The sequence below is a fragment of the Streptomyces sp. NBC_00425 genome, assembly GCF_036030735.1.
Taxonomy (GTDB): domain Bacteria; phylum Actinomycetota; class Actinomycetes; order Streptomycetales; family Streptomycetaceae; genus Streptomyces.
Genome location: NZ_CP107928.1, coordinates 7,945,117 through 7,968,120 on the forward strand (window position 1 = coordinate 7,945,117; position 23,004 = coordinate 7,968,120).

Annotated in this window: 22 protein-coding genes; 15 read left to right on the forward strand and 7 right to left on the reverse strand. The window is 71.1% G+C overall.

The window, feature by feature from the left end; genetic code table 11:
• Window positions 1-4 precede the first annotated feature (4 nt).
• From OHS82_RS34990 to OHS82_RS35000, 3 genes are all read left to right on the forward strand, one after another.
• The gene (locus OHS82_RS34990) at window positions 5-1,003 is read left to right on the forward strand and encodes a carbohydrate ABC transporter permease (protein ID WP_328435198.1); all 999 of its coding nucleotides are present in this window, start codon (window positions 5-7) and stop codon (window positions 1,001-1,003) included.
• A gap of 104 nt (window positions 1,004-1,107) precedes the next feature.
• Window positions 1,108-1,875: a carbohydrate ABC transporter permease gene (locus OHS82_RS34995; protein WP_242433232.1), complete on the forward strand. Its 768-nt coding sequence runs from the start codon at window positions 1,108-1,110 to the stop codon at window positions 1,873-1,875.
• A gap of 56 nt (window positions 1,876-1,931) precedes the next feature.
• Window positions 1,932-3,002 carry an endo-1,4-beta-xylanase gene (locus OHS82_RS35000; protein ID WP_057580596.1) on the forward strand — a complete coding sequence of 357 codons (1,071 nt, stop codon included), beginning with the start codon at window positions 1,932-1,934 and terminating at the stop codon, window positions 3,000-3,002.
• Between the two features lie 82 nt (window positions 3,003-3,084).
• Here the strand turns inward: OHS82_RS35000 and OHS82_RS35005 are convergent, their stop codons facing one another.
• The 3 genes from OHS82_RS35005 to OHS82_RS35015 form a co-directional block, all read right to left on the reverse strand.
• A complete protein-coding gene (locus OHS82_RS35005) occupies window positions 3,085-4,134 on the reverse strand; it encodes a LacI family DNA-binding transcriptional regulator (protein ID WP_057580597.1) in 1,050 nt (349 codons plus the stop codon).
• A 256-nt stretch (window positions 4,135-4,390) separates the two neighbouring features.
• The gene (locus OHS82_RS35010; RefSeq protein WP_057580598.1) at window positions 4,391-4,579 is read right to left on the reverse strand and encodes a DUF5999 family protein; all 189 of its coding nucleotides are present in this window, start codon (window positions 4,577-4,579) and stop codon (window positions 4,391-4,393) included.
• Window positions 4,580-4,922: 343 nt separating this feature from the next.
• Window positions 4,923-5,513 (reverse strand): hypothetical protein, encoded by a 591-nt coding sequence (locus tag OHS82_RS35015; protein ID WP_057580599.1) that lies wholly within the window; start codon window positions 5,511-5,513, stop codon window positions 4,923-4,925.
• A gap of 575 nt (window positions 5,514-6,088) precedes the next feature.
• On the opposite strand from OHS82_RS35015, the gene OHS82_RS35020 reads away from it, so the two are divergent.
• Window positions 6,089-7,606 carry a glutamate--cysteine ligase gene (locus tag OHS82_RS35020; RefSeq protein ID WP_328435199.1) on the forward strand — a complete coding sequence of 506 codons (1,518 nt, stop codon included), beginning with the start codon at window positions 6,089-6,091 and terminating at the stop codon, window positions 7,604-7,606.
• A gap of 684 nt (window positions 7,607-8,290) precedes the next feature.
• Window positions 8,291-9,070 carry a CPBP family intramembrane glutamic endopeptidase gene (locus tag OHS82_RS35025; RefSeq protein ID WP_328435200.1) on the forward strand — a complete coding sequence of 260 codons (780 nt, stop codon included), beginning with the start codon at window positions 8,291-8,293 and terminating at the stop codon, window positions 9,068-9,070.
• Between the two features lie 9 nt (window positions 9,071-9,079).
• Here the strand turns inward: OHS82_RS35025 and OHS82_RS35030 are convergent, their stop codons facing one another.
• Window positions 9,080-9,889: a PhzF family phenazine biosynthesis protein gene (locus tag OHS82_RS35030; protein ID WP_057580601.1), complete on the reverse strand. Its 810-nt coding sequence runs from the start codon at window positions 9,887-9,889 to the stop codon at window positions 9,080-9,082.
• 469 nt (window positions 9,890-10,358) lie between these two features.
• Between OHS82_RS35030 and OHS82_RS35035 the strand changes: the two genes are divergently transcribed.
• The 8 genes from OHS82_RS35035 to OHS82_RS35070 all read left to right on the forward strand — a co-directional run bounded on the left by OHS82_RS35035 (window position 10,359) and on the right by OHS82_RS35070 (window position 18,473).
• Window positions 10,359-13,076, forward strand: coding sequence for a LuxR C-terminal-related transcriptional regulator (locus OHS82_RS35035; RefSeq protein WP_328435201.1), 2,718 nt, complete (start codon window positions 10,359-10,361; stop codon window positions 13,074-13,076).
• Window positions 13,077-13,292: 216 nt separating this feature from the next.
• Entirely contained in the window at window positions 13,293-14,921 is a 1,629-nt protein-coding gene (locus OHS82_RS35040) for an MFS transporter (RefSeq protein ID WP_328436142.1), read from the forward strand.
• Between the two features lie 64 nt (window positions 14,922-14,985).
• A complete protein-coding gene (locus OHS82_RS35045; RefSeq protein WP_057580602.1) occupies window positions 14,986-15,507 on the forward strand; it encodes a hypothetical protein in 522 nt (173 codons plus the stop codon).
• Window positions 15,508-15,613: 106 nt separating this feature from the next.
• A complete protein-coding gene (locus tag OHS82_RS35050; RefSeq protein WP_057580603.1) occupies window positions 15,614-15,811 on the forward strand; it encodes a hypothetical protein in 198 nt (65 codons plus the stop codon).
• A 43-nt stretch (window positions 15,812-15,854) separates the two neighbouring features.
• The gene (locus OHS82_RS35055) at window positions 15,855-16,547 is read left to right on the forward strand and encodes an HdeD family acid-resistance protein (protein ID WP_328435202.1); all 693 of its coding nucleotides are present in this window, start codon (window positions 15,855-15,857) and stop codon (window positions 16,545-16,547) included.
• A gap of 136 nt (window positions 16,548-16,683) precedes the next feature.
• Window positions 16,684-17,115, forward strand: a complete 432-nt coding sequence (locus tag OHS82_RS35060; RefSeq protein ID WP_057580605.1) for an SHOCT domain-containing protein — start codon at window positions 16,684-16,686, stop codon at window positions 17,113-17,115.
• Window positions 17,116-17,166: 51 nt separating this feature from the next.
• Entirely contained in the window at window positions 17,167-17,595 is a 429-nt protein-coding gene (locus tag OHS82_RS35065) for a DUF7144 family membrane protein (RefSeq protein ID WP_057580606.1), read from the forward strand.
• Between the two features lie 38 nt (window positions 17,596-17,633).
• Window positions 17,634-18,473, forward strand: coding sequence for a class II glutamine amidotransferase (locus OHS82_RS35070; RefSeq protein ID WP_057580607.1), 840 nt, complete (start codon window positions 17,634-17,636; stop codon window positions 18,471-18,473).
• A gap of 127 nt (window positions 18,474-18,600) precedes the next feature.
• Here the strand turns inward: OHS82_RS35070 and OHS82_RS35075 are convergent, their stop codons facing one another.
• On the reverse strand, window positions 18,601-19,503 hold the full coding sequence (locus OHS82_RS35075) for an SDR family NAD(P)-dependent oxidoreductase (RefSeq protein WP_242433215.1): 903 nt from the start codon (window positions 19,501-19,503) through the stop codon (window positions 18,601-18,603).
• A gap of 55 nt (window positions 19,504-19,558) precedes the next feature.
• Complete coding sequence (locus OHS82_RS35080) at window positions 19,559-20,455, reverse strand: aminoglycoside phosphotransferase family protein (protein ID WP_057580608.1); 897 nt, start codon at window positions 20,453-20,455, stop codon at window positions 19,559-19,561.
• Window positions 20,456-20,972: 517 nt separating this feature from the next.
• On the opposite strand from OHS82_RS35080, the gene OHS82_RS35085 reads away from it, so the two are divergent.
• Together OHS82_RS35085 and OHS82_RS35090 are read left to right on the forward strand one after the other, a co-directional pair.
• On the forward strand, window positions 20,973-21,782 hold the full coding sequence (locus OHS82_RS35085) for a hypothetical protein (RefSeq protein ID WP_057580609.1): 810 nt from the start codon (window positions 20,973-20,975) through the stop codon (window positions 21,780-21,782).
• Window positions 21,783-21,962: 180 nt separating this feature from the next.
• The gene (locus tag OHS82_RS35090) at window positions 21,963-22,202 is read left to right on the forward strand and encodes a DUF7660 family protein (RefSeq protein WP_057580610.1); all 240 of its coding nucleotides are present in this window, start codon (window positions 21,963-21,965) and stop codon (window positions 22,200-22,202) included.
• A gap of 84 nt (window positions 22,203-22,286) precedes the next feature.
• Here the strand turns inward: OHS82_RS35090 and OHS82_RS35095 are convergent, their stop codons facing one another.
• Window positions 22,287-22,865 carry a DUF4240 domain-containing protein gene (locus tag OHS82_RS35095; protein ID WP_057580611.1) on the reverse strand — a complete coding sequence of 193 codons (579 nt, stop codon included), beginning with the start codon at window positions 22,863-22,865 and terminating at the stop codon, window positions 22,287-22,289.
• Window positions 22,866-23,004 lie beyond the last annotated feature (139 nt).

A 23,004-nucleotide genomic window follows, 5' to 3' on the forward strand; every position in this document is an offset into this window, starting at 1 on the left:
GGCGATGACCTCCACCTTCCTCCCGGACAAGCGCAGCGGTCCGGACGTCGAGCCCGCGCCGCCGGCCGTCGTCGCGGGCCGTGCGCGGGCCCGTCGACGGGCCCTGCACTGGCTCACCGCCGTCGGCTTCCAGGTGCCCGCGCTGGTGCTGTTCGGCACGCTCGTGCTGCTGCCGATGCTGTTCGCGGTGTACGCCGCGTTCTTCCGCTGGGGCGGCTTCGGCATGCCCGAGGACTTCGTCGGCGGCGACAACTTCACCCGGCTCTTCAAGGACCCGGTGTTCCTCGGCGACCTGTGGCGCTGCCTGCTCCTGGTCGGCCTCTCGCTCCTGCTGCAACTGCCGTTCGCGCTGGCCCTCGCCGTCGCGCTGAACCAGAAGATCCGCGGCCGGGCCGTCTACCGGATGCTGTTCTTCGCGCCGTACATCCTCTCCGAGGCGATCACCGGCGTGTTGTTCGGCATGATCTTCGCCCCGGACGCCGGCCTGGCCGACCACGTGCTGGGCGCCGTCGGACTGGACGGGGTGGGCGGCCAGTGGTTCTCCGATCCCTCCACCGTCATGGCCACCCTCTTCCTGGTCATGACATGGAAGTACTTCGGCTTCCACATGATGCTCTACCTCGCCGGGCTCCAGTCCATCCCGGCGGAGTTGACGGAGGCCGCGCTGATCGACGGAGCCGGACCCTGGCAGCGCTTCCGCAACGTCACGCTGCCGCTGCTCGCGCCGACCCTGCGGATCAGCGTCTTCCTGTCGGTCATCGGCGCGATCCAGCTCTTCGACCTGGTGTGGGTCGTCACCGCGGGCGGCCCCGATCACCACTCCGAGACCATGGCCGTGACCATGTTCCAGTACGGCTTCAAGCGCTACCAGGTCGGCTACGCCAGCGCGATCAGCGTCGTCATGTTCGGCATCTGCCTCGTCTTCGCCCTCGCCTACCAGCGGTTCGTGCTCCGCCGCGACCTCCAGGGCGCCACCACGACCATGCGAGGAGGCGGCTCGTGAGCATCGCCAAGACCGACCGCGGCACGGACCTCGGGACGCGGCGGGGCGCGCGCCGGACCGGCCGGACCCTGCCGCTGCACCTGGTCCTCGGGATCGTCGGCGCGATGATGGCCGTGCCCCTCGTGTACGCCGTGCTGTCCGGCTTCAAGTCCACCGACCAGCTCTCGCGCAACCCCATCGGCCTGCCCGACCCGTGGGTCCCCTCCAACTACACCGACATCCTCGGCTCCGGCTCGTTCTGGCGCCTGGTCGGCAGCAGCACCCTCATCGCGGTCGGGACGACCGTGGTCGTCGTCGCGGTGTCCGCGCTCGCGGCGTTCTCCTTCGCCCGCTTCGCCTTCCGGGGACGGGAGTTGCTATTCACCCTGTTCACCCTGGGGCTGATGTTCCCGTTCGCGGTGGCGGCGCTGCCCCTGTTCCTGCTGCTGCGCTCCATCGGCCTGCTGGACAACCCCCTCGGCGTGATCCTGCCGCAGGCCGCGTTCGGACTGCCGATGACGATCGTCATCCTGCGCGGGTTCTTCCGCGAGATCCCCGCCGAACTGGAGGAGGCGGCCACCCTCGACGGCTGCGGGCCGCTCGGCTTCTTCTGGCGGATCCTGCTGCCCATGGCCAGGCCCGCCCTCGGCACGGTCTCGGTCCTCGCCGTGGTCGGCAGCTGGAACAACTTCCTGCTGCCGCTGCTGGTCTTCAACGAACCCACCTGGTGGACCATCCCGATCGGGGTCCAGCAGTTCCAGGGGCAGTACTCCGCCGAGTACGCGCGCGTCTTCGCCTATCTCGTCCTCGCCATGGTCCCCGCCCTGGCCTTCTACTCAGTCGCCGAGCGCCAGCTCGTCGGCGGCCTCTCCGCCGGCGCCACGAAGGGATGACCCGCGCCCGCGGACCCGTACGGCTCGCCCACCCGCCCACCGTGAGGAGTCGCACCATGCCCAGCACCGCCCGCACCCGGTTCAGACTCGCCGGCGCCCTCGCCACCGTCCTGGTCGCCGCCGGCGTGGTCACCGGACCGGCCGCACAGGCCCACGAGCAACCCGCGCACGGAAAGCCGCGGGCCACCCTCGCCGACCTCGCCCAGCGCCACGGGCGCTACTTCGGCAGCGCCACCGACAACCCCGAACTCACCGACACCGCCTACACGAAGATCCTGGGCCACGAGTTCGACATGATCACCCCGGGCAACGGCATGAAGTGGTACGCCACCGAGCCCCAGCAGGGCGTCTTCGACTGGACCGCCGGCGACGAGATCGTGGACCTCGCACGCTCCCACCACCAGCAGGTCCGCGCCCACACCCTGGTCTGGCACAGCCAGCTGCCCGGCTGGGTGACGAGCAAGGAGTGGACGGCCGACGAACTGCGGGCCGTGCTGAAGAAGCACATCCAGACCGAGGTGCGCCACTACCGGGGCAAGGTCTATGCCTGGGACGTCGTCAACGAGGCGTTCAACGAGGACGGCACCTACCGCGAGACCGTCTTCTACAAGACCCTCGGTCCCGGCTACATCGCCGACGCCCTGCGCTGGGCGCACCAGGCCGACCCGAAGGCGAAGCTCTACCTCAACGACTACAACATCGAGGCCGTCGGCCCGAAGAGCGACGCCTACTACGCCCTGGCCAAGCAGCTGAAGGCGCAGCGCGTGCCGCTCGACGGCATCGGCCTGCAGGCCCACCTGGCCCTTCAGTACGGCTATCCGACGACCCTCGAGAACAACCTGCGCCGCTTCTCACGGCTCGGTCTGGACACCGCGCTCACCGAGGTCGACGTCCGGATGCTGCTGCCCGCGACCGAGGAGAAGCTGGCCCAGCAGGCCGACTGGTACCGGGACATGACCGAGGCGTGCCTCGCGGTGCGGCGGTGCGTCGGCATCACCGTCTGGGACTACACGGACAAGTACTCGTGGATTCCGGCGTTCTTCCCCGGCGAGGGCGCGGCGCTGCCCTGGGACGAGCAGCTCGCGCCGAAGCCGGCGTACCGGGCGATCCGGGAGGCGCTCAGCTAGGTTCTGTCGTTCGGACCAGGTCGCAGGGCACCGGCCTGGGCCTGTCGGTGCCGGCTCCCGCCTTTGCGGGGTGATCCGAACGTCAGGCCCTGGCGCCACGGGGCGGCGCGGTGCTGGCCCGCACCACCAGCTCCGTGCCCAGCTCCACCCGCGGCGAGTCGGGGCGCTCGCCGCGGGCCAGGCTCAGGACCGTGCGGACGGCCAGTTTGCCCATCTCGGCCAGGGGCTGGCGGACGGTGGTCAGGGGCGGGGCCGACCAGCGGACCTCCGGCAGGTCGTCGAAGCCGACCACGCTCATGTCCTCCGGCGTCCGCAGACCGCGCCGGCGCAGCGCCTCGATCGCCCCGAGGGCCATCTGGTCGCTGGCCGCGAACACCGCGGTCGGCGGTTCGGGCAGGTCGAGCAGGGCGTTGCAGCCGGTGAAGCCCGATTCGGGGTGGAAGTCCCCGGGGACGACGAGGGCGTCGTCGACGGCGAGGCCTGCCGCCTCCAGGGCGGCCCGGTAGCCGTCGAAGCGGGCGCGCGAGCACAGCAGCCGGGACGGGCCCGCGATCAGGCCGATCCTGCGGTGGCCCAGCGAGAGAAGGTGCTCGGTGGCTGCCAGGCCGCCGGACCAGTTGGCCGCGCCGACGGTCGCCGTGTCGGCGGCGGGTGAGCCCGTCGGATCGACGACGACCAGCGGGACGCCCAGGACGCGCAGCTGCTCGTGCAGGGTGGGCTCCAGGGCCGAGGTGACCAGGACGACGCCGTCGGAGGCGCGCGAGCGCAGGTTGCGCATCCACTCGCGGGCGTCGCCCGAGCGTCCGTGGATCGCCGACACCACCGTGCCGACCCCGGCCGCGTGGGCGGCCTCCTCCACCCCGCGGATGATCTCCACCGCCCACGGGCTGTCGAGGTCGTTGAAGACCAGGTCGAGCAGGGAGGCGCGGGTCGGCGCCGAGGCGGGGCGCTTGCGGTAGCCGTGCAGCTGCAGCAGGTCCTCGACCCGGGCCCGTGTCCGCGGCGACACGTCGGAGCGGCCGTTGACCACCCGGGACACTGTCGGCACCGATACGCCGGCCTGCCGGGCGATCTCGGTGATCGTGACCCTGACCTCGACCCGGGACGCGGCCGTCGCATCGTCCGTCGTCACTGCCCACCTCCGCCGCCATCCGCTCCGGACGCCGCCGCCGAAACTTCCAGGAGTCTTCCGGAAAAAGCGCTGCCACGGGAGACGTTCACGGCGTCGTCTCGCGGGGAAACGGACCCGCTACCCGGAGTGACCGGCTCCGGACACGCGTCGGGGCCGGTTCGCAGTGGTCGCTGCGGCCGGCCCCTCGAGTCTGCGGACGGCGGTCCCGCGCCGTCCGTGGGTACTGCGCCCGTCCGGCCGCCGCCGGGCAGGAGGCCTAGGCGGCGGTCACGACCCGGTGGGGAGCGATGACGCGGCCGTCCGGCAGGAGCTCACCGGTGTCCTCGAAGAGCAGGACGCCGTTGCACAGCAGGCTCCAGCCCTGTTCCGGGTGGTGCGCCACGAGGCGGGCGGACTCCCGGTCGGCTGAGGTCGCTGTGGGGCACGGTGGCTGGTGCTGGCACATGGATGGGAACTTCCGCTCTGGCGTGAGATGTGAGATGGATGTGGTGTCTGTCCCGCGGCGTGAAACGTCGTTCATGGCCGCCCCCCGTTGTGATAAGTCGGTCGGAACCAGTGTTGCCCCACGGAGGCCGATCCGCAGGGATTTCGCGGCACCGCTTCTCACAGGTTCAGGACGCGTCACCCGCGCGGGCGGTTCATCGCCACCGCACCGTCCGTTCGGGTGGTTCCCGGTGGCCGGATAGGGCTAGGCCACGCCCTGGTCCGGTGTCCTGGTCGGCATGCGGGCGCGCAGCGCCGTACCCCGTCACCAAGGGCGGGACGACGGGGTACGGGGGCCGGGAGGGTCAGGCGGGTGAGCCGAGCAGCGGGGGCGGCGCGGGCGTGACCCGGAGGGTGAGCACCGGGAGCAGCTCGGCGACCCGGTGCGGGCGGTGGGCGGCGATCCCGGGCGGCGCCGGGGCCAGCGGAACCAGCAGGTCGGCCGGATCGGGGTGACCGGTGGTGCCGTCCGAAGCGCTGTCGCCGTGCAGCCACAGCGTGAGCATGTAGAGCCCCGGTACCGACAGCAGGCGTGCCTGGCAGGGCTGGGCGACCGACTCGGCCTGACGCAGGGCCCGCTCCGTGGAGGCGATGTAAGGGCCTTCGAAGAAGTGCGAGAACGCCCAGCCGTCCGGGGTGAGCCGGGTCTCGGCAGCGGCCACGGCCCGGTCGCCGCAGCGGATCAGGAACCGCCAGCCGGCCAGCCGGGTCTCGGCCAGGCCTTCCGGGGTGATCGCGTCCAGGACGTGCAGAGGCAGGGGGAGGTCGGGAACGGCGTCCTGCTGGGCGGTGCGCAGGGACGGCGTGCGGGCTTCGTGGACGGCGGTGGGGGAACCGAGTGCCGTGAGGACCGAGCGCAGTGCGGGCGCGGGAGCCGGGGGGACATGCAAAGGCATGGTGGGTCGCCTCTCAATTCGACAGGCACGGTGGCGCGAGGGCGTGGGCGGACGGCGCTGTCAGCTAGCTCTCGAGGTCGGAGAGGCGGGGGCCGGGTCTGGGAGAGAGTGCGGGGGGTGCGCGAGCGGCCTGCCGTCTCCTCGACGACAGGCTCCTTCGACCGTGGGCGCCAACCTTCTCTGCCTTGTTCGCGGAGTTTATACGACACGTGTTCAGACTGTGTTTCGTCTAGTCGATTCCGGGACACTCGGCAAGGGTTCTATCGGTCGGCGATACGTGTGAAAAATCCCGATTCCGAGCGGGTCGCTCCTCGATGACCTCGGGTTGTGACACGCCGGACGGTCGGCCCATTCTCGTCGGCGTTTTTCACGAGTTCCCGATTTCACCTAATGAGCGTCCGGCACCATGCCCGGTGAATGTGCCACCGGTCACTTCCGGTGGCTTTGGGTCAGCGTAGCGGCCGATGCCTCCCGCCGGGGACGTTATCGATCGGCAGGGCTGGGCATCATTGCACCTGACCCCGGGACCACCGGCGGCCGCACCGCCGGGCCGCCACGCGAGGAAGGACGCTTCGATGGGGGAGAAGGTCGTGGCAGGCGCGTTCGACCTGTCCGATCGTCGGGACTACCGGGACAAGCTCCGGAAGTGCCTGACGGGGCTCGAGCGACTCCTGGCCCAGAAGCGCTTCGACCGACCCAAGAACTTCATGGGTCTCGAGATCGAACTGAATCTCGCGGGTGCCGACGGACTGCCGAAAATGTTGAATGGCGAGGTGCTGGAGCGGATCGCGAGCCGCGATTTCCAAACAGAACTCGCCATGTTCAACCTGGAAGTCAACATAGCTCCACACCGATTGGGCGGCCGCGTATTCGATCGACTCGCGGAGGAAATCCGTACGTCACTGGCATATGCCCACCGAAAGGCGGGCGAGGTCGACGCGGGAATCGTGATGATCGGTATTCTGCCGACGCTCGACCGTGACGACCTGGTCTCGTCGAACCTGTCGGACGTCGATCGCTACACCCTCCTCAACGACCAGATCGTGGCCGCCCGCGGCGAGGACTTCGCCCTCGAGATCGAGGGGGTGGAGCGGCTGTCGTGCACGTCGAAGTCGATCGTGCCGGAGGCGGCCTGCACCTCCGTGCAGCTTCATCTGCAGGTGACGCCGGGCCGTTTCGCCGCCGTGTGGAACGCGGCGCAGTCCGTCGCCGCCGCGCAGATCGCCGTCGGCGCCAACTCGCCCTTCCTGTTCGGCCACGAGCTGTGGCGGGAGTCGCGGCCCCCGCTCTTCCAGCAGGCCACCGACACCCGGCCGCCGGAACTCCAGGCGCAGGGCGTCCGCCCGCGGACGTGGTTCGGGGAGAAGTGGATCAGCTCGGCCCAGGAGCTGTTCGAGGAGAACGTGCGCTTCTTCCCGCCGTTGCTGCCCATCTGCGACGACGAGGACCCGCTCGACGTCCTCGAGGCGGGAGGGGTGCCCTCGCTCGCCGAACTCGTCCTGCACAACGGCACCGTCTACCGCTGGAACCGGCCCGTCTACGGCATCGCCGACGGCGTCCCGCACCTGCGGGTGGAGAACCGCGTGCTGCCCGCCGGACCGACCGTGACCGACGTGATCGCGAACGCGGCCTTCTACTACGGCGTCGTCCGGGCCCTGGCGGAGGAGTCTCGGCCGGTGTGGTCCCGGCTGCCGTTCGAGACGGCCGAGGCCAACTTCGACGCGGCCTGCCGGCACGGGATCGAGGCCCGGCTGCTGTGGCCGCGGCGCGGGCGGCTGGGGGGTCTGGTCGAGGTGGACGCGGTGAGTCTCGTACGGGACGAGCTGCTGCCGCTGGCCGAGGCGGGGCTGGACGCCTGGGGGGTGGATCCGGCCGACCGCGATCTGTACCTCGGGGTCATCGAGGAACGGTGCCGGCGACGGACCAACGGGGCGTCCTGGCAAGTGGCGACCTTCCACCGGGCGGTGGAGGCCGGGATGTCGCGGGACACCGCGCTGGCGGCGACCACGCGGCGGTACGCGGAGCTGATGCACGCGGACGACCCGGTGCACACCTGGCCCGTGGGGCTGCCCGAGCTCGCGCCGAGCGCCTGACGCGTGCCGCGTGCCGCGTGCCGCGTGACGCCAGAACGGTGGGCGGCTGGTCGCCTGGTGCCTGGTGCCTGGTGCCTGGTGCCTGGTGCCTGGTGCCTGATGCCTGAGAGGCGGGAGGCTGAGCGCCTGATGTCTGATCGGCGAGCAGCCGGCCACCTGATGTCCGCGCGGTGGGCGGCTGGTCGCACGTTGTCCGCGCGGTGGGCGCATCATGCCGGAGCGCCGGGGCCGCCGGGTTGAGTTCTGCGGGCGGCGTGACCGGGTTCGGGGGGCCTCGCGGTCGGTGTCCCGGCTCTCGTCCGCGGGCGGCGCGTCCGTGCCCGGTGCGCGCTCCGGTGACGCGGGCGGTGCCCCCTGGCGTGATCCGCCGTGGGGGTGAGCGCGGAGGAGGTCGTGACGGCCGTCGTCTGCGCCGGAGCGTGCGAGGACGGGGGTCGCTGCCGGCTCCCCCGTACGGATCGGGCAAGCTGTGACCTCCCACGACGGTGACGTCCCTGCATGGCGGCCGGCGGCGGCTCCCCGCCGCACGGCCCGCGAAGCGGAGGGGCGCTCTGTACGGGGCGCCCGTCCTCTCGTCGTCCTGCCACGCACGGTCTTCACAGCTTCGTCCGAGAGCCTGGCGGGGCAGTGGTGGGAGCAGGGTCACGCAACCGGAGGCAGGTGTACAGGTGGAGGCAGGGTTCGTTGGCTGATTCTTTTCCGCAGGAACGGTTCTCGCGACGGATTTTCCGTGACGAGACGCTGCTCGTTCTGGGGGTCTCGCTCGGTGCGAGCGGTGTGTCCGCCCTGATCAGTTTTGTCGGCTCGGTCACCAAGCCGGGGGGTCTGAAGGACCAGGCGGCGACCCTCAATGCCTCGGCCGCGCCCGGCCGCCCGTGGCTCGATCTTGCCTGGCAGCTGTTCGGGATCGCCACGGCGTTGGTCCCGGTGGCGCTCGTCGCGCACTTCCTGCTGCGCGAGGGTCAGGGGCTGCGCACGCTCGGCTTCGACCGCACCCGCCCCTGGCCGGACCTCGGCCGCGGGGCTGCCGTCGCGGCGGTGATCGGCAGCACCGGCATCGCCTTCTACCTGGCGGCCCGGGGACTCGGCTTCAACCTGACGGTGGTGCCGGAGGCGCTGCCCGACGTGTGGTGGAAGTACCCGGTGCTGGTGCTGTCCGCGCTGCAGAACGCGATCCTCGAAGAGGTCATCGTCGTCGGGTATCTGCTGCGCAGGCTCGGCCAGTTGGGGTGGACGCCGGGCACCGCGCTGGTGGCCAGCTCGGTGCTGCGCGGCTCGTACCACCTCTACCAGGGCATCGGCGGCTTCATCGGCAACATGGTGATGGGCGTGGTGTTCGTCTACCTCTACCGGCGCTGGGGCCGGGTGGGCCCCCTCGTGGTGGCCCACTCGCTGCTCGACATCGGGGCCTTCGTGGGATATGCGCTGCTGGCGGGAAAGGTGGGGTGGCTGCCCACGGCGTGAACCGCGAGCTCAGACCAGCAGTTCGCCCTCGATGACGGTGACCGCGCGGCCGTTCAACAGGGTGCGGTCGCCGCTCAGTTCGGTCCGCACGCGGCCGGAGCGCGGGGAGGCCTGGAGGCCGGTCAGCGCGGTGCGGCCGAGACGTTCGGACCAGTACGGGGCGAGAGCGGTGTGGGCGCTGCCCGTCACCGGGTCCTCGTCGATGCCGACGTTCGGGAAGAAGCAGCGGGAGACGAAGTCGTATCCCCGGGCGGAGTCCTCGGCGCGGGCGGTGGCGATGACGCCGCGGCGGGAACAGGCGGCGAGGGCCCTGTGGTCCGGCCGCAGGGCGCGCACCGTCTTCTCGTCGGCCAGCTCGATCAGCAGATCGCCGATGTGCGGGCCGGTGTCGAGGCAGGCGAGCGGTTCGGCGCCCAGCGCTCCGGCGAGGGCCGCCGGGACGTCCACCGTGGTCAGTGGGGCGGTCGGGAAGTCCAGGGTGATCGAGCCGTCCTCGGCGGGCGTGGCCACCAGGACCCCGCTGCGGGTGGCGAACCGCACCGGGCCGGCGTGGACGCCCGTCGTGTGCAGGACATGTGCCGTGGCCAGCGTGGCGTGTCCGCACATGTCGACCTCGGTGACGGGGGTGAACCAGCGCAGGGCCCAGTCCGCGTCGCCGCCCTCGGGGAGGGGATGGGCGAACGCCGTCTCCGCGTGGTTGATCTCCAGGGCCACGTTCTGGAGTCGGCGGTCCTCGGGGAAGGCGTCCAGGAGCAGGACCCCGGCCGGATTGCCGGCGAAGGGGCGGTCGGTGAAGGCGTCGACGATTCGCATCCGCATGCGGGTGACGTTAGGAGGCGGGCGGCGCCGTCGGCCAAGGCCAATCCGCGGTGTGTGGCCCGGTTGCGGCGCGTCGGCGGCGGAGACGCCGGGCTGACGGTCGGCGGGCGGACCCCGCTCGTCGATCCCGTCCGCCGGTTCCTGGCGGCGACCCGCTCGTCGATCCCGTCCGCCGGTTCCAGGTGCCGACCCGCCCGTCGATTCTGGCCGCCGGTCCCTCCTGCCGACCCCCGTGACGGTCCGCTCGTCGTGTCCGGTCCTCCGGCGTGGCCCGTGGCCGGTGTGGCGCGGCGGGGGCGGGGTCGGGGGCGCCCGGGCCGTCGTACGGTCCGGCGTCGTCGCAGGTCATCCGCGTCGTCGAGCGGGCCTTCGCATCCGTGCGCAGGGCTCTCGCGAAGCGGCGGTGGCGGAACCCTGGGATGCTGGGAGGAGCGTTACGCATGACCTGACGACCGGGGCGGTGAGCGCCATGGCCGGACTCGAGGAGAGCGACGCGCAACGGACGGGCCCGTACGTGCCGGCGGGCCCCTACGCCGATCCCCAAGGAGATCCGTTCCTGCGCACGCGGTTCGTCGTCCCGGCCCGTCCGGTGACGTTTCTGCGGCGCGAGCGACTGGTCGGACACCTCGACGGTGCTCTGGAGACGCCGTTGACCATGGTCAACGGCGCGGCGGGCGCGGGCAAGACACTGCTGGTCGCCGACTGGGCCTCGGCACGCGAGCATCCCGTCGCCTGGCTCACCACCGATGCGGCGGGCCAGGGCCCGGGCATGCTGTGGGCATACCTGCTCGAGGCACTGCGCGCCGCCGGAACCGGCCTGCCCGCCGATATCGGCTGCCCCGCGGACGCGAGCCGGGTGCCCGCCGCGCTGCTGGCCCGGCTGGCCGCCGGGCTGAGCACCCGGGACCGGCCCGTGATCGTCGTGCTCGACGAGTACGACCGGGTGGTCGACCCGGAGATCGCCGAGCAGCTGGAGTTCGTCCTGCACCACGCGGGCGGAGGCCTGCGCCTGATCCTCGTCACCCGCACCGAGCCGCTGCTGCCGTTGCACCGCTACCGGGCTGCCGGTGAGCTGACGGAGATCCGGGGAGCGGAGCTGGCCTTCACCGGCGAGGAGGCGGCCGAGCTGCTGGAACTGCACGGCCTGCGGCTTCCGGCGCACGCGGCACAGGGGCTTGTGAAGCGCACCCGGGGCTGGGCCGCCGGCCTGCGGCTGTGCGCCCTCGCCGCGCGCGAGAGCCCGGATCCGGAGTCGTACCTGAAGAAGTTCGAGGCCGACCGCACGGCGGTCGCCGACTTCCTGCTGGCGGAGGTGCTGCGGCGGCAGCCTCCCGAGACGCAGGACCTGCTGCTGCGGGTCAGCGTCCTCGACCGGTTCCGTCCCGGGCTGGTGAACGCGCTCACGGGGCGCACCGACGCCGAGTCCATCCTGGCCGGGCTGCATCGCGAGAACGCGTTCGTCGAGCATCTGGAGCGGGACTGGTACCGCCTGCATCCGCTGTTCGCGGAGATCCTCCGTGCCCATCTGCGGATGCGGTCGCCGGGTCTCGAGCCCGAACTGCACCGGCGGGCCGCGCACTGGCTGCGCGGCTCGGGATCCCTCGCGGCGACCCTGAACCACGGCGCGGCCGCGGGCGACTGGGAGTTCACCGCGGGCGCGCTGGTCGACGACCTCGCGATCGGCTGGCTCTTCACGGGCTTGCGGGTCGACGCGCTCGCCGAGCTGTTCGCCGGGATGGGGCCGGAGGCGGCGAGCCCCGCCGCCCATCTCGTCCGTGCGGCACGCGAGCTGTCCCTGCACGAGCTCGAGCGCGGCCAGGCGCATCTGCGTCACGCGGAACGGACGCTGGACGCGGCCGGGCGCGGGCCGCTGGAACACGCACACGTCGGGGACGATCCCGTGGAGGCGCAGCCCGCCCTGGCGGCGGCACGGTTGAGCTGCGCGTTGCTCGAGGCGCTGGCCGCCCGGCTGACCGGTGCGCCGGCGCGGGCCGAGCTGGCCGCCGAGGCGGCCGACACGCTCCGGCACGAGGTCCCCGCCCAGCTGCTGGAGAAGCATCCCGAGCTCACCGCACAGCTGCTGGCCCATCTGGGTTCGGCGCGGCTGTGGGCCGGACGGTTCGAGGAGGCGTGCGCCGCCCTGTCGAGCGTGGCCGGCTCCGGCGCGGGGGCCGCGACGGCTCTCGCACGCGAGGACGCGCTGGGCCGGCTGGCGCTGATCGACTACCTCGACGGCTGGCCCGGCAGAGCCGAACGCAGGGCGCGGGCCGCCACGGCCGAGACGGAGCGGTACGGCCTGCCCCAGTCGTCCGGCTCCGGCATGGCACGGCTGGTGCTGGCCGCCGTGGCCGTCGACCGCGACGACCTGGCGCGCGCCCGGACGCTCCTCGACGAGACCGCCGAGTCGCCCTCCGCGTGGTGCGACCCGGTCATGGAGTCGGTCCGGGCCATCGCCGCCGCCCGGCTGCACCTGGCCCGCGGCGACTCCCGCGCGGCGCTCGCCGTGGCGGAGCCGGCCGTTTCGGCCGCCGTGCCCTCGCCCTGGGCGGAGGGACAGACGGCGCTCGTCGCGTCCGCCGCGCATCTCGCCGAAGGCCGTCCCGAGACGGCGGTCAAGGTGCTCCTGGCGGTCCCCGACGCCCAGCCGGCCTGCGAGGTCGCGGCCGCACGGGCCCAGCTCGCCGCCGGACGGCCGGCGGCGGCGATCGACCTGCTCGACGCAGTGCGCCGGGAGGGGCGCTCCGGTCCGGCGGTGATCGTCCGGGCCCTGCTGGTGCGGGCGCAGGCCGCGAGCGAGGCGGGGGACTCTGCCGCCGCCCACGGACTCGTCGTCCAGGCCCTGCGCGAGGCGCGCCGCGACGGCCTGCGCCGGCCCTTCGCCGAGGCCGGGCCCTGGATCCGCCGTTTCCTCGCCCCGGCGTCGCTGCGGGGGACGGCCGGGGACTGGCTCACTCCGGGCACGCCGCCGTCCGACGACGGTCCGCCGCCGCTGGTGGAGGAACTGAGCGGACGCGAACGGGACGTGCTGCGCAGGCTGGCCCTGATGATGTCGACGGAGGAGATCGCCGCCGACCTGTACGTGTCCGTGAACACGGTCAAGACGCACCTCAAGAGCGCGTACCGGAAGCTGTCGGTCAACCGCCGCAACGAGGCGGTGCGCCGGGCACGCGAGCTGGACCTGCTCTGACAGCGAGGGCGTTCGTGCCGACGCCGCGGCGGGTTCGTGCCGATGCCGCGGCGGGACCGGCTCCTGGTACTCCGTGGTCCTCGGAGCCGCCGGCGTTGCCCGTACGGACGGCGTTGCCCGTACGGACGGCGTTGCCGGGAGCGTTCGAGCTCAGGCTCGCCCGTGGCGGGTGAGGCGCCGACGGGGCCGCCCGGCTTCGATGGACCCGTGGACACCATGACCCGCTGGCGCGCTCTGATCGTCCTGGGGACCGCCCAGTTCCTGATGGTCCTGGACACCTCCGTCATGAACGTCTCGATCAGTCAGCTGGTCGAGGACTTCGACACCGAGGTGACGGCCATCCAGGCGGTCATCACCCTGTACGCACTCGTCATGGCCGCCTTCATGATCATCGGCGGTCGGCTCGGCGACATCCTCGGCCGGCGCCGGCTCTTCCTCCTCGGCCTCGTCGTCTACGCCACGGGCTCGGCCCTCACCGCTGCCGCGCCCACCCTGTGGGTTCTCACGCTGGGCTGGTCGGTCATCGAGGGGCTGGGCGCCGCGATGGTCCTGCCCGCGATGGCGGCGCTGGTCGCCGAGTCCTACCACGGGCGGGACAGAGCCGTCGCCTACGGGGTGATCGGCGGGCTGGCCGGTGCGGGGATCGCGGTCGGCCCGCTGCTGGGCGGCTGGGTGACGACGTACCTCACCTGGCGGCTGGTCTTCGTCGGAGAGGTCGTCGTGGTGCTGGTCGTGCTGTGCTTCCGCAAGGCGGTCACGGAGGCGCCCCGAACCGGGACACGACCGCGTCTGGACGGCGTCGGCGCCGCGCTGTCGGCGGCGGGGCTGGCGCTCGGGGTGCTCGGCGTCCTGCAGAGCGGCACCTGGGGCTGGCTGCAGCCCCGCAACCCGCCCTTCACCGTGTTCGGCTTCTCGCCGACCCTGTTCGTCGTCGGCGCCGGAGTGGTCGTGCTGGCCGCCTTCCTGCACTGGGAACGCCGCAGGGAGGCCAAGGGCGCGGACCCCCTCGTCCACCTCGCGCTCCTGCACAGGCCCGTGCTGAGATCGGGGCTGATGTGCCTGCTGAGCCAGAACCTCATCCTGCTCGGCCTGTTCTTCACGATCCCGCTGTATCTGCAGGTCGTGCAGGGCTTCGACGCCTTCGAGACGGGCCTGCGCCTGCTCCCCGTGTCGGTGACCATGCTCGCCGCGTCCCTGGGCGCCGCCCGGCTGGGCCGGGTCGCCGGAGCGCGGCGGGTGGTGCGACTCGCGCTGCTGACCCTGGCCGGGGCCGTCGTATGGCTGCTGGCCACCATCGACCCCGTCATCGACGACGCGCAGTTCGCCGGCGCGATGGCGCTGCTCGGCGTGGGCATGGGTCTGCTGGCGTCGCAGCTGGGCAACGTCGTCCAGTCGAGCGTGGACGATGACGAGCGCAGCGAGGTGGGCGGACTGCAGTTCACGGCGCAGAACCTGGGTTCCGCGCTGGGTACCGCGCTCATCGGGTCGCTGCTGGTCGGAGCCCTGGCGCAGGCCTTCACCACCCGAGTGGAGAGCCACCCCCAGCTGTCGGAGGAGACCAGCCGGCAGGCCGGCGTCGCCCTGGAGGCGGGCATCAGCTTCGTCCCCACCGAGCAGGTGCGCACCGCCGCCGAGGACGCCGGACTGCCGCCGGCGGAGGTCGACGCCCTCACGGACTCCTACGCATCGGCGCAGCTGGACGGGTTGAAGGCGGCGATCCTCGCCGCCGGCGGAATCACGCTCGCCAGCCTTCTGGTCACGTCGCATCTGCCCACCGCGAGGACCGGACGCCCCGGGAAGTCACGGGGCAGCACGCCGAGCGGTCCCGTCGACCTAACACGTTGACGGCCCGAACCGCTCGACGTGCCCGAGTCGTCCTCCAACGTCCGATCGCCGAAGAGAGGCCGTCATGACCGAGACGGGACACCGCGAGGCGGCCCGGGCCCGCGCCGCCGAGCGGCGGGCCAACGCCGACTACACCGGCGGCGTCTACGGATCCATGCTGGCCGCCTCGGTCGTCGTCGGGGCCGGCGCCTGGGGGTCGTTCCCGCGTCTGGAGCTCATGCTGCTGCTGTTGCTCACCGGCCTCGTGTTCTGGATCGGGCATGTGCACGCCCAGCTGTTCGGGGCACGGCTGGCGCAGCGGAGACTGGACCGCGAGGTCGTGCTGCACGTCTGCCGCGACGAGTGGCCGATCGTCAAGGCCGCGATACCGCCGGCCGTCGCCGTGGCCCTCAGCCCCCTGCTCGGCCTCGACCTGTCGGGCACGTTGTGGTTCGCGCTGTCGGTCGCCGTCGCCGGGCAGGTGGGCTGGTCGGCGGCGGCGGCACGCCGGGCCGGCGGCTCCTGGCGTCTCGTGACCACCGCGGCCTCGGTGAACCTCGTGCTCGGCCTGGCGATCATCGCGTTCAAGCTGTTCCTGACGCACTGAACCACTGACTCACCTGCACCGGGTGAGGCCCAGGGCTTCACCGGGGCGGACCATCGCGGTAGAGGGCGCGGTTCGCCTGTCCCAGGCCATCCCGGGGAGAGAGCCCATGCGCTACGAGATCCGTGTGGAAGGACAGATGTCGGACACGCTGACCAGGGCGTTTCCGGAGCTGGAGCATGTGGTCATGTCCGGCCAGACGGTTCTGTTCGGGCGGGTGATCGACGAAGCGCACCTGTACGGGCTGCTGGCCCGCTGCCAGTCCCTGGGGCTGCGGGTCATGGAGATGCGCCAACTGCCCGAGTGAGGCGCCGGGGCGTGCCGTCCCGGCCGGGCGCGAGGAGGAAGTCATGAGCGTGCCGCACGGTTCCGTACCGCCGTCCGAACCCGATCAGCTGTCCGGCGGCCGCGACCGCCGGGGCGACGACCGGGTCGCCCGAGGGCCCGCGGGCGGCGATCCCGCCGATGTCCTGGGTGTGCTCGGGCGGTCCTGGACGTGGATCCTCGGGTCGGCGATCGCGGCGTTCGTGCCGGGCATCCTGATCCTGGTCTGGCCGGACGAGACCCTGCACGTCCTCGCCGTGCTCATCGGCCTGTACCTGCTGGTGACCGGCGTGTTCCGGTTCGTCGCCGCCTTCGGCGGGGGCGACCACGGCGAACGGGTCACCGGGCTCCTCCTGGCCATGCTCTACGTGGTGGCCGGGGTGCTGTGCCTGCGCCACCCGATGCAGACGATCGCGGCGCTCTCGCTGATCGTCGGCGTCCTGTGGCTGGTGTCGGGCATTCTCACCCTCTACACCGCCCTCGCCGCCAAGGACCTGCCGCACCGGGGCGTCGTCATCGGCGCGGCCGTGTTCGCCATCGTCGCGGGGATCGTGGTGCTCGCGCTGCCCACCGAGTCCGCCCGCGCGCTGACCCGGCTGCTCGGCCTGTGGCTGGTCCTGCTCGGACTGGTCGAGGCCGTCGTCGCCTTCGCCTGGCGGGCGGCGCTGCGCAGGGCCCGCACGCCCATGGCGTCCCAGGGCCCGGCCGGCGATCCCTGAGTGATCGGCGCGGCTCGGGTGACGGTCATTCCTCACCCGCCTCGGGTGAGGACGACGGCCCCCCGGGCGCGCACTCTGAGAACGGCACGCAACGGCCTGCCGGGTGTCGGGCGAAAGCCCGGGACGGAGGAGACAGATGAGTGGCGACACCTACCTCGCGTACGACTATCCGCTGCTGAGCGCCTTCTGGACCATGATGGTGTTCTTCCTGTGGATCATGTGGTTCGTGCTGCTGTTCCGGGTCGTCGTGGACATCTTCCGCGACGACGACCTCAGTGGCTGGGCGAAGGCCGGCTGGCTGGTGTTCTGCGTCGTCCTGCCCTTCCTGGGCGTGTTCGTGTACGTGGTCGCCCGCGGCAAGAACATGGGGCGCAGGGAGATCACGCAGGCACAGGAGCAGCAGAAGGCCTTCGACAGCTACATCCGTGAGACCGCCAAGGGCGCGGACCGGCCCACCAGCAGCGTCGACGAACTCGCCCGCCTGTCGGAGATCCGTGCGCGGGGCGACATCACCGACGAGGAGTTCGACAAGGCCAAGCAACTCGTACTGAGCGGCACCCGCCGCTGAGCCGGCGTACTCCGCCGAACCAACAGCTCCGACACGAATCGAGGCACTGGGATGACTCACTCCACCCACACGCCGTCGGCCGAGCGGCACACCGCCAAGCAGCAGTGGGCCGAGGGCCTGATGGTCTTCGCCGCCGTGACGCTCATGCTCGCCGGACTGCTCGACATCTTCCGCGGCATCATGGGGATCGCGGAGGACGACATCTTCGTGACGACCCGCAACTACGTGTTCGCGTTCGACCTCACCGGCTGGGGCTGGATCCACCTCGCGCTGGGCGCGGTCGCGGTGATCGTCAGTCTGGGACTGTTCACGGGAGCGACGTGGGCGCGCGTTCTGGGCGTGGGCATCGCCGCCCTGATCGTCATCGCCAACTTCCTGTCCCTGCCGTACTACCCGGTCTGGTCCGTCGTGATGATCGCGTTCTCCGCGTTCGTCATCTGGGCTCTGTGCGTGGCGAAGCCCGACAGGTCGCTGAGGTGACGGAGTACCGCGCGGCGCTTCCAGGAAGGCGGTAGACGATGTGCCGTTGGCTCGCCTACTCGGGCACCCCCGTGCTGCTGGAAGCGATCCTCTACCGGCCGGCGCACTCGCTGATCGACCAGAGCCTGCACGCCCGGATGGGCGTGGAGACGACGAACGGCGACGGCTTCGGCGTCGGCTGGTACGGCCTCGAGGCGGACGACGGGAATCCTGCCGTCGTCCGGGAGATCGGCCCGGCCTGGAGCAACCGCAACCTGCGGGAGATCGCCGGTCACGTCCGCTCGCCCCTGTTCTTCGCCCACATCCGGGCCTCGACGGGCACGGCGGTGCAGCAGACCAACTCGCACCCCTTCCGGCACGGCCGCTGGATGTGGATGCACAACGGGGCGATCGCCGAGTTCCACCGGCTCCGCCGTGATCTCGCGCTCGCCGTCGATCCGCGCCTCTTCCTCGACATCGAGGGGTCGACGGACTCGGAGCTGATGTTCTTCCTGGCGCTCACCCTCGGCCTGGAGGAGGATCCGCCGGGCGCCGTGGCGCGGATGGCGGGCCTGGTCGAGCGGGTCGGCCAGGCGCACGGCGTGGAGTACCCGCTGCAGATGACGGTCGCCGTGACCGACGGTGAACGGCTGTGGGCCTTCCGGTACTCCAGCCAGGGAGCCTCCCGGTCGCTCTTCTACAGCACCCGGGTGGAGACGCTCCGGTCGCTCCACCCCGACATGGCGTTCCTGCGGGAGGTCTCCGACGAGACCCGGTTGATCGTCTCCGAACCGCTGGGTGATCTGCCGGGCGCCTGGAACAAGGTCCCCGAGAGCACCTACGGCGTGGTGCAGCCGGGGCAGGACGAGATCATCCCGTTCACCCCGCTGGCGGCGTGACGGGTGACGTCCTCCGTACGCGGCCGGGCCGGGGCCGCACACGGAGGACGTTCGCTCGACGGAGGATGCTCGCTCGACAGCGGACCATCGCGTGACGGGGGACGTTCGCGCAACGGCGGACGTCCGCTCAGTGGACGGAGAAGCCGCCGTCGACGAAGATCGACTGCCCGGTGACGTAGCCGGAGGCGCGGCTCGCGAGGAAGACCGCCGCACCCGCGAAGTCCTCGGCCAGCCCGTTGCGCCCGACCATCGTGCGCGCGGCCAGCGCCGCCACCCGCTCCGGGTCGGACGACAGCCGCGCGTTGAGCGCGGTCATCACGAACCCGGGCACCAGCGTGTTGCAGGTGACGCCGTGCGGCGACCAGGCCTCCGCCTGCGACCGGGCGAGGGACTCCAGCGCTCCCTTGGACACCCCGTACGCGCCGCTCTGGACGAACGCCCGGTGCGCCTGCTGCGAGGTGATGTGGATGATCCGCCCGAAACCCCGCTGCGCCATCCCGGGCCCGAACCGCCGGCCCAGGAGGTAGGGGGCCTCGAGGTTCACCGCCATCGTGGTGTCCCAGACGTCCTCGTCCAGCTCGCCCATCGGCGGGCGAAGGTTGATCCCGGCGCTGTTGACGAGGATGTCGGGCTCCCCGAAGGCCCGCGTCGCCTGCTCCGCCGCCGTGCGGACCCCGTCGCGGGTGCTGAGATCGCCGCTCACCCAGGCCGCCCGGCAGCCGGCCGCCGCCAGCTCGTCGACCGTCGCGGCCAGCTCCGCCTCCCTGCGCGCCACGATCACCACGCGCGCCCCCGCACGCGCCAGAGCCTCAGCGATGCCCCGCCCGATTCCCGAGCTGCCGCCGGTCACCACGGCCACCCGGCCGTCCAGCGAGAACAGCCCGGCCAGATAGGCGTCCGATGTCCCGGGGGTGACGAAGACGCCGGGCGGGGTGTCGTCCGTGGTGGCGTTCGCGGCATCCGGGGCGTCGGGTGCGGCGGCGGGCGGGGCGGCGGACGCGGTGCCGTGCGGGCTGCTCGGGGATGTCATGTCCGCAGCCTAGAGGCCTGTCCTGCCTCATCGGGTTCGTCGCCTGCGCTGCGCTTCATCCCGTCGACTCCAGAATGCGGTCCAGCGTCCGGCGTCCGGTTCCGCTCATCGTCGGATTGCTCTCGACGTAGTACCAGACAAGACCCATGGCCTGTTCGAACGCCCATGCCTTGCCGCGCTCCCACTCCAGATCGTCACAGGCCAGTGCCTGCCGGAGCACTTCCCGCGGGCCTGACCGCAACAGGTGCCAGGCACTGACGAGATCCAGCGCGGGGTCGGCGGGCCCGAAGCCGCCGGTGTCGAGCACGCCGCCGAGCCGGCCTCCCGCGACCAGGACATTGCCGGGAATCAGGTCACCGTGGCTCATCACATCGCCATCCGTGCGCGGCAACTTCCGAAAGCGGCTCCACACCTGGCGCAGCCGGGGCACATCGAGCAGGTCCTCGCTCTCCTCGAAGCACCTCTCCATCCAGTCGTCGTGGTGGGCGAGGACGCCGCCACGATTGTCGCCGCTGAAGAGCCGCCCCCGCGTATCGGCGTTCCGGAGGCTCGCGACGAAGACCGCGAGGTCCTCGGCAAACGCGTCCGACCCGCTCGGGTCTGCATCGGAGGCGACCGTTCCCGGCAGCCATGTCTGGACCGACCACGGCATGGGGTAGCCCGCTCCGGGCTTTCCCAGGGCGACGGGTTCCGGCACGGGGAACCGAGACACCTGTGCCAGCTCCGCGCTCGCCAGGGCTTCCTGTTCCAGAACCGCCAGCACCTCGGCGGCATCGGCCAGACGCCGTGGGAAACGCGCCGAGAGGTCGTCGCCGATGCGGAAGACGGCGTTGACCGTGCCGGTCGACGGCAGGGGTCGGACCGCCCTGTCGCTCCACTCGGGGAACTGTTCTCGGATCAAGGCCGCGACGACTTCGGTGGTCACGTCCACTTGATCATGGTGCATGGTCATCTCTCGCAGACTCTTCCGCCGGTCCCGTTCGAAGCCCCGGAAGCAGACCAGATCAACTACGCGACGGTCCAGCGAAATTGCGACTTCCGGCCACCGAGTCGCCTCAGCCCTTCTGGTGGCCCCAGGTCACAGCCACAGCTTCGGACCAGAGCACTTGGACCACGCGAGACGGGACAGCGGCCGGCGTTCACACCGACTCCGCCGACGGGCGCCACGCGACCACGAGGGGCAGGCGCCCTGCACGTGACCTGTGACAGTGATCGTTGATCGATTGACAGGGATGGTTGATCAAAGCTGCTTTGTGTCAGCGAAGAGTGACCACTTGGCCGCCTGTGTCAGCAAAGGCCGACCGTCGTGTGGTGTTGCCCTGCTGATGGTGAAGCGCGCAGGCTCGTGGATTCCGGGAGCCGTGAGCCGGTGAACCCGTGTATCGGCCTGCGTCGAAAGCTGCCTTGCAGACGGGTTCGACCGGGATTAACCGCTGGGTCGTTCCGATGAAGATCCGTATCTTGGCCCCATGGCGAATGAGGGAGAGCCGAGACTCTTTGTGAACCGGTGGGGCGACACATCGGACCCGGCGTCGGTCGGCGGCGAGTCCTATCGGGATGAGTGCAGATGCTTCGACCAGGCCAGGCCGCATTCGCGAGCGCGCGTTGGCTTCCACGCCGAATCTCAGGACACTTCGGCCCCTGGGTGGAAACGACTGCTGCAGCTCGTTGACGAGGCCGCGGCCGACGGACGGGAGGAGTTCCGTCCCTTGGTTGAGCTCAGCCCGGTTGAACGGCGGCAGATCGTGACCTTGCCGCCGAGCATCGCCAAGCTGACTGCGGTCAAGCGTTTCGTGCTCTACGGCAGCAACCTGGTCCGGATCCCGCCCGAAATCGGGGCGATGACCAGCCTGGAGGAGTTCACCCCGTACACCTCCTACCGACTGCACTGGTTCCCCTACGAGATCACCAGGTGCTCCAAGCTGGCCCGAAGCACGGTGAGCACACGCGCGCTGTTCGGGAACTACAAGCTCCGTCCCCCCTTTCCCCGTCTCCGGCCGCCTCAGGACTCTGTCGCGGACCTCGACCTGACAGCGCTCGATGCCAGCCGCTGGGGGACAACGGCCATCCGCAGCTGCAGCGTCTGCAACCGGCCGATCAAGCAGCACGGCCTCCACCAAGTGTGGATCTCCCTAAGGGTAGCCACCGATGTGCTACCCCTCCTGGTCAACGCCTGCTCGGCGACCTGTGTAGACGCCCTTCCCCAAGGAGCCGAGGGCTACGTGCAGTTCCCGCACACGGGCGGCAACGTCGACCAGCCGGCGTCCGACTGGGACTGACCACCTGACCGCGGCAACGCAGAGCCGCTGCTCAACGCAACGACTTCCCGGTGCGCTCGGGATGGGCGGCATGGACGTATCTCACTGCGGTGACCGGGCCTGTACGGGTGAACCGGCTCTGTCGCTGCTCCTGCGACCGGGGTGGATCCCCGCGCGATCGTACGGGGTACGTTGTCGTCCATGTCTCCCGAACCGCGTAGCCGTGAAGAGCTGGTCGCCTTGCTGCGTGACCTGCACAAGGAGTTCCGTGCCCGGGGCCACGAGTGGGAGAACAGCACCCTGGACGACTTCCTGGAAGCGCTTGCCGCATGGGTGCACGACTCCCCGGGCGCGTACAAGAACGCAGGTGAGCAGATCCCGCCCGATGGCGATTGGACCTTCATGGCCCGAGCCCTCCGCGCCGCCACCCTCTACGAGTAGGGCAGAGCTCTGCGCCGCTCTGGTACGTCAAATCCCAGACTCACTCTCCACCCACGGTCATGGACGCCGGCGTCGCGTCACTGATTAGGAGCTGGCTCTTGCAGGGAAGAGGGCGTCGAGCCGGGGTGTCCCAGTTCTCACCGTGGCCTCTACGGTGTCGATCTCTTCTTCTGGCTTCGCCCATGTCTCCTGAACGGCTTCCAGGGCCTCGTAGAACGCCTCCTCGCAGTCGCCCTCCTGGCCCGTCAGCTCGTCGAATACCTCCTGGGCCACATAGTCGAGCTCCTCCCATTCCGGCCACTCGTGGTCACACCACTCTCGCGGGTGCCGTCCCGCCAGGGCCCGCACCTCAGCAACGTCAGCGAGGGCATCCGGATCAGCAAGCACCGTCTTGTACGTCCCTTGCCCCTGGGCCACCAGCCACAGCGCGAAGTAGTCGAAGCCGTCGTCGGAGCACAAGCCACCCTCGATCCGGCCCGCCGCCCGCCACAGTGCATCCGTGGCGACCGCCTCGCACGCGGCCTCCAGAGACGCTTGAAACTCCGCCGCCTCCGCAGCCGGCCGACATCGCAGCTCCCCGCGCAGCCATTCCAACCGTTCATGCCGGTCACCGGAGCGACTGCTCAGCTCGTCCATGAGCGCCCAGAAGGTCTTATCGTCCATACTGCACAGGATCGCAACTACCACTGACATAACCCGAGAACCCCTTGCGTCAACAGCAGTAGCGGCCGCCCTGCCACCCTGCGCAGCCTCGGGAACGGCCCGCCTGTCGCATCGCGTGTACGTCGGCAGATGGGTGTCT